Origin of the sequence: Enterococcus sp. 3G6_DIV0642 (assembly GCF_002140635.1) — a bacterium.
GTDB classification, from domain to species: domain Bacteria; phylum Bacillota; class Bacilli; order Lactobacillales; family Enterococcaceae; genus Enterococcus_D; species Enterococcus_D casseliflavus.
Map to the genome: position 1 here is coordinate 2798608 of NZ_NGLH01000001.1, position 17713 is coordinate 2816320.

Here is a 17713-nt window from a genome sequence, read left to right on the forward strand (position 1 = left end):
AAACGCTATATATCAACGTTTTATTATAAAATAGGCGAAAATTGGACTGGTTTTATGGTGTATATCCAGTTTTTATTAGACCAAATTGACAGCGGTTGCCAAGCATGTTTCAATGGCTATAGCAACTAGAGACAAAAATTGGAGTGAATGAAATGACACCAACAATCATCACCGACGTCAAAGCCTTTGCGATCAAACCTGATCGTCATAACCTTGTTGTCGTTAAAGTAGAAACGAACAAAGGCGTATCTGGGTTAGGTTGTGCAACCTTCCAGTTTCGCCCACTAGCCGTAAAAACCGTCGTTGACGAGTATTTACGCCCCCTCTTACTTGGCCGCGATGCCAATCAAATCGAAGATCTTTGGCAAGTGATGAATGTCAATTCTTACTGGCGGAATGGTCCGATCACCAACAATGCCATCTCAGGAGTCGACATGGCTTTATGGGACATCAAGGGACAATTAGCCGATATGCCATTGTATCAACTGTTAGGTGGAAAAGCGCGTACGGCGATTCCCGCCTATACCCATGCCGTGGCAGATAATCTCGAAGACCTTTATCAAGAAATCGATCGCTTCTTGGCTGAGGGGTATCGCTATATCCGTTGCCAATTAGGCTTTTATGGTGGAAATCCTAGCCAACTGCAAACACCCGATCAGCCCATCGCTGGTTCCTATTTTGATCAAACAGACTACATGGACACAACACTGAAAATGTTTGCTGCGATCCAAGAACGATACGGCAATCAATTTCAAATGCTGCATGACGTGCATGAACGGCTACATCCAAACCAAGCGATTCAATTTGCAAAAGCCGCTGAGCCTTTCAATCTCTTTTTCCTAGAAGATATTTTGCCGCCGGATCAAAACAAGTGGTTGCAGCAACTCCGCAGCCAGTCGGCGACCCCGATCGCGACCGGCGAATTGTTCAATAATCCGATGGAATGGCAAGAGCTAGTCAAAAATCAACAGATTGACTTTATGCGTGCCCATGTCTCACAAATCGGTGGGATCACGCCAGCATTGAAATTGGCTCACTTCTGCGATGCGATGGGCATTCGGATCGCTTGGCATACGCCGTCTGATATCAGCCCTGTCGGCTTAGCCGTCAATACCCATCTAAATATCCATCTCCACAATGCCGCGATCCAAGAAACGATTGCGATCCCAGCAAATACCCAGTCGGTCTTTGGTGGTAGTCCACAACCTGAAAACGGCTATTTTTATCCCATCGAGAAAAGTGGGATCGGAATCACGTTCGATGAAGCAGCAGCTGCGGAATTTCCCGTGGTTTACCGTCCTCACGAATGGACCCAGAGCCGTACACCAGACGGCACTTTGATCACTCCTTAAACACAACAAAAGACATCCCCTGTCCAATCGACAGGGGATGTCTTTCTTCTCTCTGGGTAAAGACGACGCAACTGGCACCTTTGCTTTCCCAAAATCAATCGATGCGTGAGCGATGGATCTCACGGTCAAAGGGACGGATGTAGGTCACGGCATAATCAATGGCAACGATATTGCTGAACTCATACACGCGGCCGTCTTCTAAAATCGCCCGATTGCTGATCTGCATTGCCGGTGTTCCCCGCTTGCACAATAAAATACCCGATTGCGCGGTCGATGTGGTGATGGGGGTATAGCTTGTGATGTAGTGGGAAATGCGGTATCCGCAGCTTTCGACATAGCGTTGGATCGAGTGCTCCACGATTTCTTGTGTCAATTCAGGAAATAGGCTGACGGGCAATTTAGAGGTTTCCAGCTGTTCGATTTTATAATTGACGATCCGCACTCGTTTAAAGGTCCAGACTTCCTCGTCTGGGCCTATTTGGAAAATCTGCTGTTCATCCAACGTTGCTGCCGCCTTATTCAAGGAAATCATTTTGGAATGGATGCGGTCATAAGGGGTGCGGGTCAAGGAATTAAAGATCATTGGGTTTTTGACCCATTTTTCATGGATAAAAATCCCTGAACCTTGTACTACTTTGACGATCCCGATCTCTTCAAGGTTTTTGATTGCTTGCTGGATCGTAAACCGAGAAACGCCATAGGTTTGCGCAAGGGTTCTTTGGTTGGGTAATTTGCCGGCAGAAAATTCTTCCTGATAGATTTTACTCAACAGATCTTGCACGATAAATTCACGTTTTTTCATAATGGCTCCTTCATTTGAGCGGGAGCGATCTCGCTCATGGACCAACTGCAAGCCTTCATATCGATACGACCACTGGCTTTGAAGACCACCCCTTCATCGACGAGTGCTGCTTTTCGCACATTGGCGGTGAGACCAACTAAGACGCCATCTGCCCGCACGACTCGATGGGCAGGGACATCCTGAGGGCTCAAGCGCATCGCTCGACCGACTGCTCGCGCGCCGTTGATTTGTCCCAATTTCCACGCAATCTGACTATAGGAGACGACTTTACCAAAAGGGATCTGCCGCGCCAGCGCATAGACTTCTTCATAGAATGGATTCATACTGTTCGCTCCTTCTTTGATTCTTTCTATCATAGTACTGGATTCCCTGCCAATAGTAAATGAACAGACGCAACTTTAGCAATAGCCATACAAACACTCGATTCCTTCTCTAGCAAGCCAAGTACGAATCGAGTAGTCATTAGTTTGGAAAATCAAAGTAGGTTTTCGCATTGTGATAAGAGATATCTGCGACGATCTGCCCTAAATATATTTCATCTGCTGGCAGTTGTCCGTCTTCTACCCATTCACTGATCACCTGACACAAAATCCGCCGGAAATACTCGTGGCGTGGATAAGACAAAAAGCTGCGAGAATCCGTCAGCATGCCGACGAAGTTTCCAAGAATCCCGCCTTCTGCTAGGGTCGTCAACTGATATCGCATACCAGAATACGTATCATTGAACCACCAAGCAGAGCCTAATTGCAGCTTGCCTTTGCTCTCTTCTTGGAACGCCCCCATCAGCGCAGTCAACACTGGATAATCTTTGGGGTTCAGTGAATACAAAATCGTCTTCGGCAATAAGCTTTCCGCCTGAAGCTGCGCCAATGTCCGACTTAAGCCGCTCGCTAGACGATCGTCCCCCATCGCATCACCGCCGCTATCAGGTCCTAGTTGTTGGAAAAGTTTTTGACTGTTGTTGCGAGTCGCCATCAGATGCAATTGCGCGGTCCATCCTTGCTTCGCGTATTCGCGCATCAAGTCAATCAGCAAGCCGGTTTGAAACTGTCTGATTTCTTCATTAGTCAGTGTCCCAGTGGTCAAACGCTTCTGAAAAATCGCTTCAAGTGCAGCGGTATCGTAGGCTTCCTCTCCAAGACGTGATAGACTGTGATCTGCTAAACGACAGCCCCGTTGCTGGAAGTAAAAAATACGTACGGCCAATGCTTCAACCAGCGTTTGATAGCTAGTGATTTCTTTGTTCGCAGCTGCAGCCAATTGCTTAAGGTATGCTGGAAATTCTGAATTCTGCAGATTGATTGCTTTGTCAGGACGAAAGGTAGGATACACAGCAAAGGATTCTTCTGCCAGCTTTTGATGATACGTCAACGAATCAATGGGATCATCCGTCGTACAGATCACCTCAACGGCCATCTTTTTGATCAGCCCTCGTGGTGAAAATTCCTTCGTCTGCAACTGTTGATTGGCTTTTTCCCAAATGCTTGCTGCATTGGCTAGTGTCAACCGCTCATCAATACCAAAGATTCGCTTCAATTCCAAATTGGTCCAGACATATAATGGATTGCCAATGCAAGCCTCCAAGGTCTGCGCCCAAGCACAGAATTTTTCGTAGTCATCAGCATCGCCAGTGATCAAAGATTCTGCAACACCATTGGCTCGCATTAAGCGCCATTTGTAATGGTCCCCCGCCAGCCACGCTTGGGTCAGATTGGTGAAGTTTTGGTCTTCGAAAATCTCTTTCGGATCTAAATGACAATGGTAATCAATGATCGGCTGCTTTTTTGCATACCCATGGTATAACTCTTTGGCAAAGCTGTTTTTCAAAATAAAATCGTCAGTTAAAAACATTTCTTCGCTCCTTTTCTTAACGCCCCACGCTCTTGTCGATGGCTTCCCACAACCCTAATAAGTAGGAAGCGCCGATCGCCCGATCATATAAGCCATAGCCTGGACGTCCCGTTTCTCCCCAGATCATTCGCCCATGATCTGGTCGAATATAGCCGTCAAAGCCATTTTTGTACATCGCTTCTAGGATCTGATACATGTCTAACGAGCCTTCAGAGGAGAGATGCGGTGCTTCATAAAAGTCTTTGTCATTGCCCAAGTATTGAATGTTACGAACATGGGCAAAAGGAATTCGATCCCGGCGACAAAACTCAGCCAAAATCTCATAGACATTATTGGCTGGGTCTTCGGCGATACTGCCAGTACAAAGTGTGATACCATTTGACGGACTGTCGACCACGTTACAGACCCAATCCAGATCATCACGGTTTTTAACGATACGCGGCAGACCAAAAATCGAATAGGGAGGATCATCTGGATGAACAGCCATCTTGATGCCGACCTCTTCGCAGGTGGGAATGATGGCTTTTAGGAAATAAGCAAAGTTTTCTCTTAATTTGTCATCATCGACATCCTTATACGCAGCAAACAATTCTTTGACATGAGCCAAACGTTCTGGTTCCCAGCCTGGCAAGGTATAGCCAGAGCTTGACTCCTCAACTTCTTTGACGATCTCTTCTGGGTCTTTGTCGATCCCTGCTTTTTCAAATGCCATCGTAGAAGAACCATCGGCTAAGCGATAATCGAGATCCGTTTTGATCCAATCAAAAATCGGCATAAAATTATAGCAGATCACTTCGATCCCGTATGCTGCCAAATTACGAATCGTTTCTTTGTAGTTTTCGATATACAGGTCTCTCGAAGGCAAGCCAATCTTGATGTCATCATGAATATTGACACTTTCGATCACCTTCAGAGAAAGTCCAGCTGCTTCGACTTCTTCCACGAGCGCCTTGATCCGTTCTTTGGGCCAAACTGCTCCAGCAGGCAAATCAAAGAGTGTACCGACGATGCCTTTCATCCCAGGAATTTGACGGATATCTGCTAACTTGATTTTATCGTATTCTTTTCCATACCAACGAAATGTCATTTCCATTTTTTATTCGATCCCTTCTACTGTTTCATGTAATGTTTTACGGACTGCGCCGGTTCCTGCTAGCATCTTAGCGAACAAATGACCCACGTTTTCAGCGATTCTTGCTTGATAGAGATCCAACCCGAAAATCTGCGGATTTGCTAAGATTGGTCGAATGATCTCTTGAACATCGGCGGCTGACCCCAACTGACATTCATGTAAAATCTCTTGCAATTCTGCTAAGAGGGGATCAGGACTTGGGACAAATGGATGGCCTTCATCATCGATCGCTAAGAGATAGCGCAACCAGCCAGCAATCGCTAAAGGAATAAAAGTCAGCTCAGAAGCCGAGCCTTCTTTCTCCACATACTTTTTGATGGTTTCACCAAAACGGATGGCGATTTTCTGTGAGGTGTCTGCGGCGATGCGCTGTGGGGTGTCAGGAATCAGCGGATTCGGTAAACGAAGACCGACCACCTCATCGATAAATTTCTTTGGCTGAATGATCTCAGGATCTTCCACTACCGGCAAGCCTTCACGATAGCCGATTCCTTTGATCAAAGCGACAATATCTGGATCGGTCATTTCCGCAGCAATGGATGTATAGCCGAGTAAACAGCCGAACAAACTCATTGCCGTATGCAGTGGATTCAAACAAGTTGTGACTTTCATACTATCGGTTTTGTCTACGATCTCTCGACTCGTCAAGATCACCCCTGCTTTGTCTAAATTCGGGCGACCGTTCGGGAAATCATCTTCAATCACCAAGTAATGAGTCGCCTCTGTGTTAGCAAACGGAGCGATCGTCGTTCCTTTATCGGTCCGGATGACTGGCAACTGCTGAATGCCAGCTGCTGCTAATTCTTCTGCAACTGCTGTTGAAGGATTTGGCGTAATCCGATCGATCATTGACCACGGAAACGTCACTTGCGCGTTGTTTTCTAAGTATCGGACAAACGCTTCTGAAACATGCCCCAGCTTTTGCCACTCTTTTGCGATGGTGACCATCGCCGTTTGGAAACGGAGCCCATTTTGCGAAAAATTATCGGTGGAGACCATAGCAATCGGAAGAGCCCCTGATTGAAAACGATCCCATAAAAAGCTAGCCAAAATGCTCATTGTATGGTTGACCTGATGAGGACCCGCAGCGAGATCCGCTTGGACGACAGGCAAAAAATTCCCCTGACTGTCTTTTAAGCCATAGCCTTTTTCTGTGATTGTTACGGTGACCAGCTGCACAGAAGGATCGCTAAACAACTGACGTACCTTTTGATAACTATCGGTGCAAGATGGATGACAATAATAACTGGCAGCTGTCGATTGCAAAAGTTTTTTCGTTAATTGACCATCCTCATGCATGATCACTTCTAGAATATCATTCTCATAAGGTGTATATACTTGATCGATTATCTGTTCATCAAATGTTTCGCAGACAACGATGCCGCTCGATAATTCGTTCTGATCAATCAAGGATTGAGCGATTTCTGCATGAAACGCTCGGTATAAATTTCCTCCGCCAAAATGAAGCCATCTCGGCTGTATTGCTGTTTGAGCATCAATCGCTGCTTTTTTTTCAGCAGGAAAAATGACGTGCGCCTTTTTCAAGACATTGTGATCAAACATGAATATCCTCCTTAAATTACACAAACTGATATATTAGTATTCTAATCTACGCAAAAGAAAAATGCAAGCATTTTCAAGAGAGAAACCTGCAATTTTTTTGTTCGCAAGAATGATTCTTCCCTGCGAACAAAGGCTAGTATTTTCTCTAGACTGTTCCATTTCTGGTTTGACCTTACTGCGTTAAATGAACAAGACAAAAAAACACAGTGAAGTGGCGTTCACTTCGCTGTGTTTTTTATTAGGCATAGCAGAATTTGACTGTGTTTCGCATCACTCAATGGGATGATAACTAAAACCTTGCCCCAGTACTTCTGAGACATTATTGACGATCACAAACGCTTTGGGGTCAATGGTCTCAATGATTTGTCTGATCTGCATAAACTCTTGGTCGCTGGCCACGATCAGCAGCACTTGCTTGTCGGCTTGCTGGTAACCGCCTTGGGCAGCCAACAGGGTCGCACCCCGAGCTGTTTTATCAAAGACCGCTTCTCGAATCTCATTCACGTGGTTTTCACTTAAGATCATGATAGATTTCTTTCGGTTAAAGCCGGTTTCAATGTAGGTCATCACACCAGAGGTGATCACGATCGATAAGATCGCAAACAAGAACTCTTCAAACCCGAAAACGAACAAGTTCATGGAAACAACGATCGCATCGGTCGCCAGCAAGCCGATCGCTGGATTCAAATTAAAGTATTTCTTGAAAATCAGCGGTGGAATCGTTGTGCCGCCGCTGGAAGACTGATTTTTGTACAAAATCGCTACTCCTAAAGCAAAAATCGCACTGCCAAAAATCACGGAAAGCAACCGGTCTTCAGCCACCATATATTCTGGGACTAAAGCAATTGCTACTGGAAAAGCAAAACTACCATAGAGGACTTTCAAAAAAGGCCCCTTCCCTAAAAAGGCATAGGCAAGAATAAGCATGAGAATATTCAAGACCATGATCACAGCCGCTCGATCCCAACCGAGTGCTGACTCTAATAAAATACCGATTCCGCTGACACCGCCAGCTGCCACATGATGCGGGCCCAAAAATAAATTGATGCTTGCCGCTAACAAGAAAAGTGCTGCGGTGATTTTTCCATAGGTTTTCAGAATTGTCATTTGTTTCCTCTTTTCCCTGTTATTTTCACGGTTTATTCAAGCTGCTTTGCAGCCATTCTTACTCCTCACTATACGCCCATTTGATGTCACCGACAAAATTTATGTTTAGCCAGAGGGAATAATCGGAAATCTGTTGGCTGATTGCCTGATTCAATCGTTCTCGCAAGGGATCTTGCTGACCTACTGTATCGAGAGGAGTTGCAGGTAAAATCACTACATCTAATTCCACAATGACTTGATTACCGACTTTGGCGGTACGTAACACAAAGTCCACCACTTCTTCTGCGCGCAATTCTTTTTCAACGATCGTCATGATGGTCTCCCGCAGTTCTTCTTTTGGAGTAGAAGAAGTCAATTCTAAAATCGCTGCTTTCAACTCTTTTATCGAAAGCTGGATAAAGAACAAGGTGATCCCGATGGAGATGATTGGGTCGACATACATCGCAAAATCCCCATAGGGACTGGCTTGGATCAGCCAGGACACAAGAAATGAACCGACGACACCCAGACTAAAGAAAAAGCCGAAACGCCATTGTTCTAGTTCCACCCAATAAAAGGGATGGGTCAGTGGTTTCTTTTTTAAGTACAAGTAAAAAGTGAAACAGTAGATCGTACCAACCAGCGAGAAATACAAACCGATTGGATCAATCATGCCATCACTGACGTGTAATAAACTAAAAGCAGACTCAATGATCCCATAAATCGAGATCAGCAGGATGATACTATATTGAATAAATACCACTAATGGCATCAATGCCTCTTTACCGAATGGGAAACGTTCAAAATCTTGGGCTTGGATATATTTTGCCACGTACAAAGCAATCAGTGACATCACTGCACCAATCAATGTATAGACCCCATCTAACAAGAGGACGTTATAACTGACCAGCAACCCAAAAAGCAAGGCACCGCCACCATAGATACTCCCAGCGACAATCGATGCCAACAAAAGCTTGCGTATTTTTTTCTTTTCACTCATGATATTCCTCATCTTTCACAAAAAAACTATTCTTTTGATTGCGTTCTTCTATCTATAAGCCTATCTTCCCATATAAATAACATGAAAAACAGTCAATTTTTTCATACAAAGCGGAAAAAAATAGTGTTGCTGTCAATCATTCACTCTATTCTCTAATAACGTATATACGGTTTTCCTCTTCCTCTCTTTTTACATTCTGGTGTAAATCCCCTTGACTACACAGATTGATTCCCTTATCATCAAGGGTAACCATATTCAATCAGAATTTTCAGAATATTCCGTTATATTTTTCATGACGGCGATTCATTGGAAGACAGGGAGGATGAAGAGAGTGAAAGAAACAAAACAAGTCCCATGGACAGGAGAACCAAATCAACGTGCGATCAACTATTTGAATGAAGAAAGCAAAGTGATCGTTTGCCCAACCAAAGTCGGCTATATCATTGCCGTCTCTGATAAAAAAGGGCTGGAACGCAAGTTTTCAGCAAAGAATCGCAAGCGTAACAAACCAGGCGTCGTTCTTTGCAGCTCATTGGAACAGCTACATGAATTAGCCGAATTAAATGCGGAAACCGCCGCCGTTTACGAAACTTGCTGGAACAATGACGTGTTATTCGGTGCGATTTTGCCTTGGAAAGAATCAGGAAAAGCCTATATCCCAAACGATGGTTCAGAAGAATTGATGACGGACGTTCGGGGAACCAGCTGTTTTGTGATCAAATTCGGTGTCCCTGGTGAGCAGATTTCAAAAGAACTTTGGGATCAGAAAAAGAAATTGCTTTTCGCCAGCTCAGCGAACCCTTCAGGCAAAGGAAACCGCGGACTTGTTGAAGGGATCGGCGAACAAATCGCGCAAGAAGCCGATCTAATCATTGAAGGCAACGACTATGTTGCATCGATCCAACCAGACAAAACGCTGGAAACCCGCTATGAGCAAGGAGTCATGGTTTCTTTCGTTGATAAAGACGGCAACTTGATTCCTGAGCAAGGAGACCAACGCTCCATCACACCCGCACCTGTCTTGATCCGTAAAGGACTCGATGTTGAAAAAATCCAAATGTACCTTTCTGATCACTTCAACTCATGGGACTATCGCCACGGGGAGTACTATTAAGTCTTTTTGTAATAGACAAACGCTTGTTGATCCTCTATTCTAAATCAGTACAGCTATATTTCGTCAGATTCAACAGCAGTTGGAAACTGCCATCGAAACAAACGAAAGAGAGTGAAGACCGCCTTGCGGGTCTTCACTCTCTTTTTTTCAGCAATTTCATTGATTCTTTCGCTTGATTTTTCGAACCTCCAGCAACCATACGTTTAAGAAATCGGACATCGTTTAGTCTATCTGCTGTATAGATTGCTGTTTGAGTCATCCGTTGGGTAAAGGTATGTTTTCTTATCGTGCTTCCCAGCGTTTTTTGATTTCAAAGGCAATCGATTTTGGTCTGCGGTCGCGAGTAAATATCCCCTTCTTATTGCCATCGATCCGACGAATATTCGCAGCTGTTGCAAAATCAGCAAAATTCCATAAGTGTTCCCCAACAACGTAATCTAAAGCATCCAGCACTTCAAAATTGGCTTTGTAAAAATCAATTTGGAATTCTTCTGAATAAGGTGTCCGATAGAGTGAATGCAAGCCTGAAATCGTGTCCGCTCCGAATTCAGAAAACATGATCGGTTTATCAGGGTACTTTTCGTGCCACTTTTCAATTTCTTGTCGAAGCCCTATCATTGCAGAGTCAAGATCCCCGTGCTCTATATACCAGCCATAATAGCGATTCAAACAAAGAATATCAACGAGTTCTGCTGCTTGATCTAAATCTGGCGATGCATTGACGATGTTTGGTATCACAATAGGCCGTTTTTGATGGTCTAATGCTTTAGCCAATTCAACCAACGGTTTAAAATATGCTCCGGCACCTTCTTGATGACTAGCTGGTTCATTCGCGATCGCCCATACAACCACACATGCATGGTTCTTATCACGTTCAATCAACTCTTGAATCACCTTGTGATGGTTCTCATGTGTTCTCAGCGTCTCCCAAGTATTTTTCTTGTTATTGTTCAAATTGACATCTACGTGAAAATTAGTAAACAGTCCCACACCAGGAACCTCGTCAATAACAACGATTCCTTCACGATCAGCAAGCCGCATTTCTTCTTCTGAATAAGGATAGTGCGATGTTCGAAAAGAATTCGCACCCAGCCATTTCATAAGGTTTTTATCCAGATTCGCAACGGCGCCGTTGTACCCCTTACCTAATACAGGGAAATCTTCGTGTTTGCCAAAACCTTTAAAATAAAACTCTTTATCATTGATATAGACTTTATTCTGTTTTATTTGAATCGTTCGAACACCGAATTCTTCAGTATAGGTATCGATCAAAAGTTCTTTATCAAAGAGCGATACCTCCAATCGATAAAGATAAGCATCCAGTGGTTGCCAGAGTCGAGTTTCAGAGATTACTAACGGTTGTTCAACATCACTGCTTTGGGCGATCAACTGATTGTCTTCATCCCAAATTTTCAGCTTGATGGTATCATAGTTCCCAGTAATAGACACTTCTGGCCGAACCGTTGTTACCCCACCGTGATACTCATAATGGATCACGATATCATCAATATATGTTTTTTTCGTTGTGTATAGTTTCACAGGACGATGGATACCACAATAATTGTAAAAATCAAAACGAGGTGTTACCGATGGTCGGCCATTTTTTTCTTGATAAAATCCACATGGCAGTGTACTTTCATCCAAGATATTTGAAACACACACTTTTAAATCGTTTTTCCCAGCATGAACCAAAGAATCAATGTCTATTTCAAAGGGAGTAAATCCGCCAATATGGTGAGCTGCTTTTATTCCATTGATATAAACAACTGCTTCATGAGTCACGGAGGCAAAGCGCAACACTTTTCTTTCATCCATTAGAGAAATTGGGATCATCATTTCTGTTTCATACCAGAAGTTTCCAACATGTTTCCTAATTGTTTCATCAATTACTTGGTCATCAATAGACCCTGGTACCGCGATCAAGAAAGGATCTTTCAAAGGTTTCGCTGGATCAATTGCTTCATTCTGTTTTTCAACTTGAACACGCCAGATGCCGCTTAAATCGATCAGCGAACGTGTTTCATTCATCACGGGATACAACATTTTATTTACCTGCTTTCTGCATGTTTTTGTTCCTCTAAGTATGCATCTTTATCGATCAATTTGAACCATGGATACCAAAGGATCGGCGACAAAATCAACTGCAAAAGAAGCTGCAGAATAATGATCGATACACTACCGCCAATACTAGCATGAAACCCTACTGGCAATCCAAAGATCGCTTGTGCACCAATCGTTCGTTCGATGAATCCGATACTGGTTAAGAAGTACGCGATTCCTAAACAAATCGAATTATTGAAAATAAAAGGTACAGCCATTTTAAAGTTTAGAACTAATGGAGTTCCAAAAATTACCGGTTCAGTGATACCAAATAATGCAGGGATGATCGAAATTTTTCCCATCTCTTTATAGCGTTGGCTTTTGCTTACAAACAGCATCAGCAAGACCAGTCCCAATGCCGATCCTCCCCAGCAAACGATATTGATAAATGCATGAGTAACAATATTCGGCAATGGCTGCCCTGCTTCATAGGCAGTCAGATTCTCAACATTCAAAGCCATCCAGATCGGTGTGACGATTGGTCCAATAACATTCGTTCCATGAATACCCAAGAACCACAAAAATTGTTGAAAAGCAATAATCAGTATGACCGCCCAGATAGAACTTCCGACTCCTTGCAACGGCGTTTGAACGATCGTAAAAATCAGCTGATGCAGATTGCCAAAGGAAGTAAGACTAAACAAGTACGCGACAAAACCGGAAAGTGTACCCAATAAAATAGTTGGGATCAGTGCTTCGAATGAACGCGATACCATGGGTGGGACACTCGCAGGCATTTTGATTGTCCACTTCCGTTCCTTAATAAATACATAGCCTCGACCAACTAAAAGGCCAATTATTATTGCAGAAAACATACCGCTCGTTCCAATCCAAGTAAGTGGAATCGTAGTGATATTAGCCTCGTCGACGGTATAACTGCCTAATGGTGTAAAGATCAAGAAGCTCATGATAGCAATCAATCCGACAGTTGTACCATCTTCTCCCAAGTTAAATTTGGCCGTCAAATTTTTTGCTATCAAAAAGACAAGATAAATTGAAATTGCCCCAATCGTCAAATTGTTGATTGCGCCAAAAAACACATCAAGTCCGATAGTGACAAAAAATTCCGCAACACTTGGTATTGGGAATGCACGAAAAATAACTGCAAATGAACCAAAAATCATAATACCGATCAGTGCCATCATTGCATCAGAAATCGATTTTATATACTTATTATTACTGAATTTCGTGACCCCTGCCAAGACCCCATCAAAAGTAGCCATTATTTTTTCCATCTGTTTCTCCTTCTCTCTATAATATAAACTTCTTCCTTTGCTATTAATTAAAATGTGCACTTGTTAACTAATATATTAGAATATTAGCATGCGCTTTCAAAGGTTGCAATAGTTTTTTTTATCTTTATTAGTTATACTGAAAAGACAAACTAATATATTAATAAAAATAGGAGACGCCAAATGACTATAGCAAGCTATAAAGACGAAGCTTATCACATCATTAAAGAAAAGATTATTCGATTGGAATTATTGCCTGGGGAAAAAATCTCAAGAAAACAATTTGTGTCTATGCTGGATATCGGTGATACTCCCGTTAGAGAGGCCATTCTTCAACTGAAAAGAGAAGGGTTGTTAGTCATAAGACCTCAAAGCGGAACATTTATCTCCAAAATCAATATGCAGCAAGTTCGGGAAGCAAAATTTGTAAGAGAAAAATTAGAATCTGCTATTGTTGTTGAAGCTATTGGGATTATTGATGATGCACAAATTGAGTCCCTTCGGCAAATCGTCGAAATGCAAGAGATTTACCTAAAAAACGGCAACTCGGAAAAATTCTTTGAATTGGACGAAGAGTTTCACCAATTTTTTTACCTGGTGACCGATAAAACACATGTTTATACTTGGTTGCTGGATTTAAATGTTCATTTGAATCGCTACCGCCATTTGACCTTAAAAGTAAAAGACTTTGACTGGATGAACATCCTGCAGCAGCATTGGGATATTTATGAAGCGCTGAAAGCCAAAGATGCAGACCTTATCGCAAATTTAGTTTCTCGTCATTTAGACCTCGTTGATGAAAATTATGAAGCTGTTTATGGTGAGTTTCATGAGTACTTTGATTAATTCTACGCATTTAAATCCGCAGAAATTGGATTGCTTATATGAATGGATAAAACATAATCCGCTGTTTGTCCCTAACTGCATTGATAAAGAACAAAGAATAAAAGACCCGTTCGGAAACTTTCCAACTGGTCTTTTATTCTTCTGGAATGACATGATTTATTACGTTCAATTATTCAAAAACGTTTAGGTATCATTTAGCAACGAATAATCGTCCTTGCTGTTTTGAGTAGACATAAAATGGCTAAGCACACTCTCAAAAAAAATTCATGACTTCTACCTATTGCTTAGTAAAAGTGTCTGCTACTTAATTAGGATTCAGTTTATTTCGATTTGAGTTGGGCTCACAAGATTTTGGTGAGAAAGATGTGCAACCTCCATAAAAATATTCGCGGTCTTCTAAGAATTCGTGGCTATCTTCCTTACTTCGAGTCAACGTGAGCCAATTTATTGTCAACTGTGTGTGGGCTTTCTTTCTCTTTTTACTGTGTTTATGGTTTGCAGGGATTGTCAAACATTTATTTTCTTCCTTTCTCGGCTTCATGATTTTTTACTATGAATTTCCTATTTTCACCTCGAATGAATTAAGTCACATCAATTTAAATCGCTGCAAAAAAAGTGATCATGCGCTCAGCATCATCACTTTCCTGTTTTCCTAGTTCGAAAATAGAGCGGTGTAACAAGCCACAAAAAGCCTTATCGTTTGCTCAATCCTCTTTGATTTAAATACTCTTTCATAAATAGTCGAGGCAAGCGGGAAAAGCTGCCTATTGCTGTAGTAGACCAGGAGCGGTCCGCATTGGTTTTTGTCCGCTTCGCATAATAGCACTTTGTTTCATCATCATAGGCATGAATGATGTCTTCTTTATTACGAGAATATGTATTTTCATGATAAATTCCTTCAAATGGTATCCGTGGTTTTTTTTCATTTGTTTCAATAGGGTGACCTACAGCGATTCCAAATACAGGATAGACATAATCAGGTAAATCTAGTAGCTCAGTAATTTCGATGATTGCATCTCGCACCCCGCCGATATAGCAAATACCTAACCCCATTGATTCCGCAGCTATCGCCAAATTTTGGGCTGCCAGAGAAGCATCAACAGCACCCACTATTGAGGCATCAATTCCTGACAACGTTTCTGTCAAATCGATTCCTTTTGCCTCTGCCATCTTTTTTATGCGATACAAATCAGCACAAAAAACAAAAAAGTGCCCTCCCTCTGCAATAAAAGGCTGATTTCCAGCGACTGCAGCAATCTCTTTCATCAGACGTGGATCTTCAACACCGATGATTGAATAAGATTGTTGATAGCTTGCGGTCGAAGCTGCTTGAGCCGCTGCAACGAGTGTCTTGATTTCTTCCTGTGTAAGTTTTTGCTCACTAAACTTGCGAACTGATACATGATTAAGAATCGTGCTTACTGTTTCGTTCATAATACCCTTCTTTCTCGAATAGATACATTTTCTCTCGACCTATTCTTTATTTTCACATCGTACTTGTGTGTCTTTGTCATTAGCAAAGCTTGTGAAATTACTGGATTGTTGCTTAGAAATTGGACCACTACAATAAATTCTTTATCGTAATTTCAGCAATTTGTTGTGCCATCGGCTTGTTTCTCATCGAAGCATTCAAGGTTCGCAGTCCATAATAGGCATTAAGGTAACAAAGGGACAGTTCTTTGGCTGTCTTTGTCGTTTTGATCTCTCCACTAAGCAGACTTTTTTCTATATGCTTTTCAACTTCTGCCTCAAGTTCCTTTGCATGTTGTTCGGACCATAACACCACGGCTGGATCAATACTGCCTCTTTCCATCGCTGCATTGATCAAATAACAGCCAGTGCTGTCTTCTTGAAAATCTACTTCAATTGCCCAATTCAATAATGCTGTTAATTTTTCTAAAAGCCCTTTTTCCTGATCCAATAATTGCTTTTGCTCTTGAATCCAGCGCTCATGATATACACGCAGTGTTTCTACGTATAAATCGTGCTTACTACCAAATGTGTTATAAAAGCTACCTTTCCCCAACCCTGTTTCGCGACATAGATTTTCGGTTGAACAGGCTTCATAGCCATGGGACCAAAATTCATGCATAGCAATCTTCACTGCTTCTTCCTTATTGTGTTTTTTAGGACGTCCTCGCATCTTTCCAGCTCCTTTTCTTTACCGATCAGTACATAAACAGAATATCATTTATGTACCAACCAGTCAAATATTATTTTGAGTTTTCACCTGCCTGTCCCTTCTCTTTTACACAAATGCTATTGTTAAGCTTCATTTATTAGTTTATTTCTCGTGTTTCTTTCAAAAGCTGAATGATCTCTGCCTGCTGTTTGATGATCGTATCTTGTTGCTTGATTTTAATCCAGTTTTGATCGATTTGGATAGCTGCTCCGAGATCTTTGTAACTGAGTTTGGGGATCTCCATGAACAGTCCGCGGTGAGCAGCTAAGTCATTAAAAATCTGAACAGACAGACCATCACTCAATTCATGGATCTCTTTTTCTTCAAGATATTGGTTGATCAGGTCTTCTACAGTCAAACTCTTTTTTCGTTTCTTGCCTTGTGTACCATTCGTATTTTCGGATTTCTTGTTCGTACCAAACATTTTTGTTCTCCTTTCGTTAGGTCATCCTTCCTCCATTTTGTGATTCTATGTCTCTTCTTCAGTGACCAAAATAAAATCGAGCGAAACCTACATGTAAATATTTTGTCACAAAATAGCATTATTATCTACATTTTATTTTTTTAACGATAAAAAAGAGGGATGAATTACGATCTGGTTTTATCTGTCTTAGAATTCCAACTTTATTTCTGCTATAATACCCTCATAAACACATAGGAGGTACTCGATGAAAAAGCATTCCTCAATTGCTTTCTAGGGGACGAGGCCAATGACAGTGACTTTGGACTACACTTACTGCTGGGTTGTGGGCTGCCGCAACACAGTGCTTAGCACAAAACGAAAAAACTAAGCGTGGTACGGATTGCGAAATCGCATGAAGCTGGAAGCAGAAGTAATCGTTACGGACGGTGAATGTGTCCCTAGCCAAAGAAGCCTGATGAAGAACGAACGGAACCCTTTTCTCTCAAAAGAAATCATTCTTTTGGAGGAAAGCAAAATGAGAAAAGATGAAAATACGACCTTTGTTTGTAAAAACTGCAGTACGCCTGTGGCACCCTTGACCAATGGTTCTTACCGCAACCATTGTCCCCAGTGTCTCTACTCGTTACACGTGGATATTCGCCCGGGTGATCGTCAAAATACTTGCCATGGCTTGATGCGACCGATTGACTATCGCCAACATTCCAAAAAAGGCTATCAGCTGCTGCATGAATGCACCCGCTGCAAAAACCAGCAGTGGAATATCGTGGCACAGGATACGCAACAGCCAGACCATTTTATTGAGTGGTTGGCTCAAACCGCTGCGTATCACTAAAAAACCAAAGAAGACCATGCTTAAGGCTGGTCTTTTTTGGTTATCAGAACAACGGACCCCTTATACCACTAACTGCTCATAAACATTGTCGTCATAAGAAGCGCTTGCTGTAACCTAAAAAAACAGCCCGCTGTTTCGTCGATTGGTTGACGAAATTGCGGGCTGTCCTGCTAGTGTCTTCTTGATGATTTTACGTT

16 protein-coding genes are annotated in these 17713 nt (G+C 42.3%); 4 read left to right on the forward strand and 12 right to left on the reverse strand.

Annotated elements, in window-relative coordinates; genetic code table 11:
• Window positions 1-152: 152 nt before the first annotated feature.
• Window positions 153-1352: an enolase C-terminal domain-like protein gene (locus A5878_RS13520; RefSeq protein WP_005234111.1), complete on the forward strand. Its 1200-nt coding sequence runs from the start codon at window positions 153-155 to the stop codon at window positions 1350-1352.
• 94 nt (window positions 1353-1446) lie between these two features.
• Here the strand turns inward: A5878_RS13520 and A5878_RS13525 are convergent, their stop codons facing one another.
• From A5878_RS13525 to A5878_RS13555, 7 genes are all read right to left on the reverse strand, one after another.
• Window positions 1447-2154, reverse strand: a complete 708-nt coding sequence (locus A5878_RS13525) for a GntR family transcriptional regulator (RefSeq protein WP_060791412.1) — start codon at window positions 2152-2154, stop codon at window positions 1447-1449.
• Window positions 2151-2477 (reverse strand): MGMT family protein, encoded by a 327-nt coding sequence (locus A5878_RS13530; protein ID WP_086295681.1) that lies wholly within the window; start codon window positions 2475-2477, stop codon window positions 2151-2153. The genes A5878_RS13525 and A5878_RS13530 overlap by 4 nt, the downstream gene beginning before the upstream one ends.
• 139 nt (window positions 2478-2616) lie before the next feature.
• Window positions 2617-4005, reverse strand: coding sequence for a glucuronate isomerase (gene uxaC, locus A5878_RS13535; RefSeq protein ID WP_060791413.1), 1389 nt, complete (start codon window positions 4003-4005; stop codon window positions 2617-2619).
• 16 nt (window positions 4006-4021) lie between these two features.
• Window positions 4022-5098, reverse strand: coding sequence for a mannonate dehydratase (gene uxuA / locus A5878_RS13540; RefSeq protein ID WP_010749907.1), 1077 nt, complete (start codon window positions 5096-5098; stop codon window positions 4022-4024).
• Between the two features lie 3 nt (window positions 5099-5101).
• Complete coding sequence (locus A5878_RS13545) at window positions 5102-6700, reverse strand: mannitol dehydrogenase family protein (RefSeq protein ID WP_060791414.1); 1599 nt, start codon at window positions 6698-6700, stop codon at window positions 5102-5104.
• 270 nt (window positions 6701-6970) lie between these two features.
• Window positions 6971-7807, reverse strand: a complete 837-nt coding sequence (locus A5878_RS13550) for a YitT family protein (RefSeq protein ID WP_005234105.1) — start codon at window positions 7805-7807, stop codon at window positions 6971-6973.
• 58 nt (window positions 7808-7865) lie between these two features.
• Window positions 7866-8786, reverse strand: coding sequence for a cation transporter (locus A5878_RS13555; RefSeq protein WP_060791415.1), 921 nt, complete (start codon window positions 8784-8786; stop codon window positions 7866-7868).
• 322 nt (window positions 8787-9108) lie between these two features.
• Between A5878_RS13555 and A5878_RS13560 the strand changes: the two genes are divergently transcribed.
• Entirely contained in the window at window positions 9109-9900 is a 792-nt protein-coding gene (locus A5878_RS13560; protein ID WP_172462582.1) for an L-threonylcarbamoyladenylate synthase, read from the forward strand.
• Window positions 9901-10182: 282 nt separating this feature from the next.
• Here A5878_RS13560 and uidA read toward each other — a convergent pair whose 3' ends face one another.
• Window positions 10183-11943 carry a beta-glucuronidase gene (gene uidA / locus A5878_RS13565; RefSeq protein WP_060791417.1) on the reverse strand — a complete coding sequence of 587 codons (1761 nt, stop codon included), beginning with the start codon at window positions 11941-11943 and terminating at the stop codon, window positions 10183-10185.
• Between the two features lie 5 nt (window positions 11944-11948).
• Window positions 11949-13235, reverse strand: coding sequence for a PTS sugar transporter subunit IIC (locus A5878_RS13570; RefSeq protein ID WP_060791418.1), 1287 nt, complete (start codon window positions 13233-13235; stop codon window positions 11949-11951).
• Between the two features lie 180 nt (window positions 13236-13415).
• Between A5878_RS13570 and A5878_RS13575 the strand changes: the two genes are divergently transcribed.
• The gene (locus tag A5878_RS13575) at window positions 13416-14078 is read left to right on the forward strand and encodes a GntR family transcriptional regulator (RefSeq protein ID WP_060791419.1); all 663 of its coding nucleotides are present in this window, start codon (window positions 13416-13418) and stop codon (window positions 14076-14078) included.
• A gap of 693 nt (window positions 14079-14771) precedes the next feature.
• On the opposite strand, the gene nfsA is transcribed toward A5878_RS13575, so the two are convergent.
• From nfsA to A5878_RS13590, 3 genes are all read right to left on the reverse strand, one after another.
• The gene (gene nfsA / locus A5878_RS13580) at window positions 14772-15512 is read right to left on the reverse strand and encodes an oxygen-insensitive NADPH nitroreductase (protein ID WP_060791420.1); all 741 of its coding nucleotides are present in this window, start codon (window positions 15510-15512) and stop codon (window positions 14772-14774) included.
• Window positions 15513-15639: 127 nt separating this feature from the next.
• The gene (locus A5878_RS13585; RefSeq protein ID WP_060791421.1) at window positions 15640-16221 is read right to left on the reverse strand and encodes a TetR/AcrR family transcriptional regulator; all 582 of its coding nucleotides are present in this window, start codon (window positions 16219-16221) and stop codon (window positions 15640-15642) included.
• Window positions 16222-16357: 136 nt separating this feature from the next.
• On the reverse strand, window positions 16358-16684 hold the full coding sequence (locus tag A5878_RS13590; protein WP_060791422.1) for a hypothetical protein: 327 nt from the start codon (window positions 16682-16684) through the stop codon (window positions 16358-16360).
• Between the two features lie 514 nt (window positions 16685-17198).
• Here A5878_RS13590 and A5878_RS13595 point away from each other — a divergent pair.
• Window positions 17199-17516: an RNHCP domain-containing protein gene (locus tag A5878_RS13595; RefSeq protein WP_010749914.1), complete on the forward strand. Its 318-nt coding sequence runs from the start codon at window positions 17199-17201 to the stop codon at window positions 17514-17516.
• The last annotated feature ends 197 nt before the right edge of the window (window positions 17517-17713 follow it).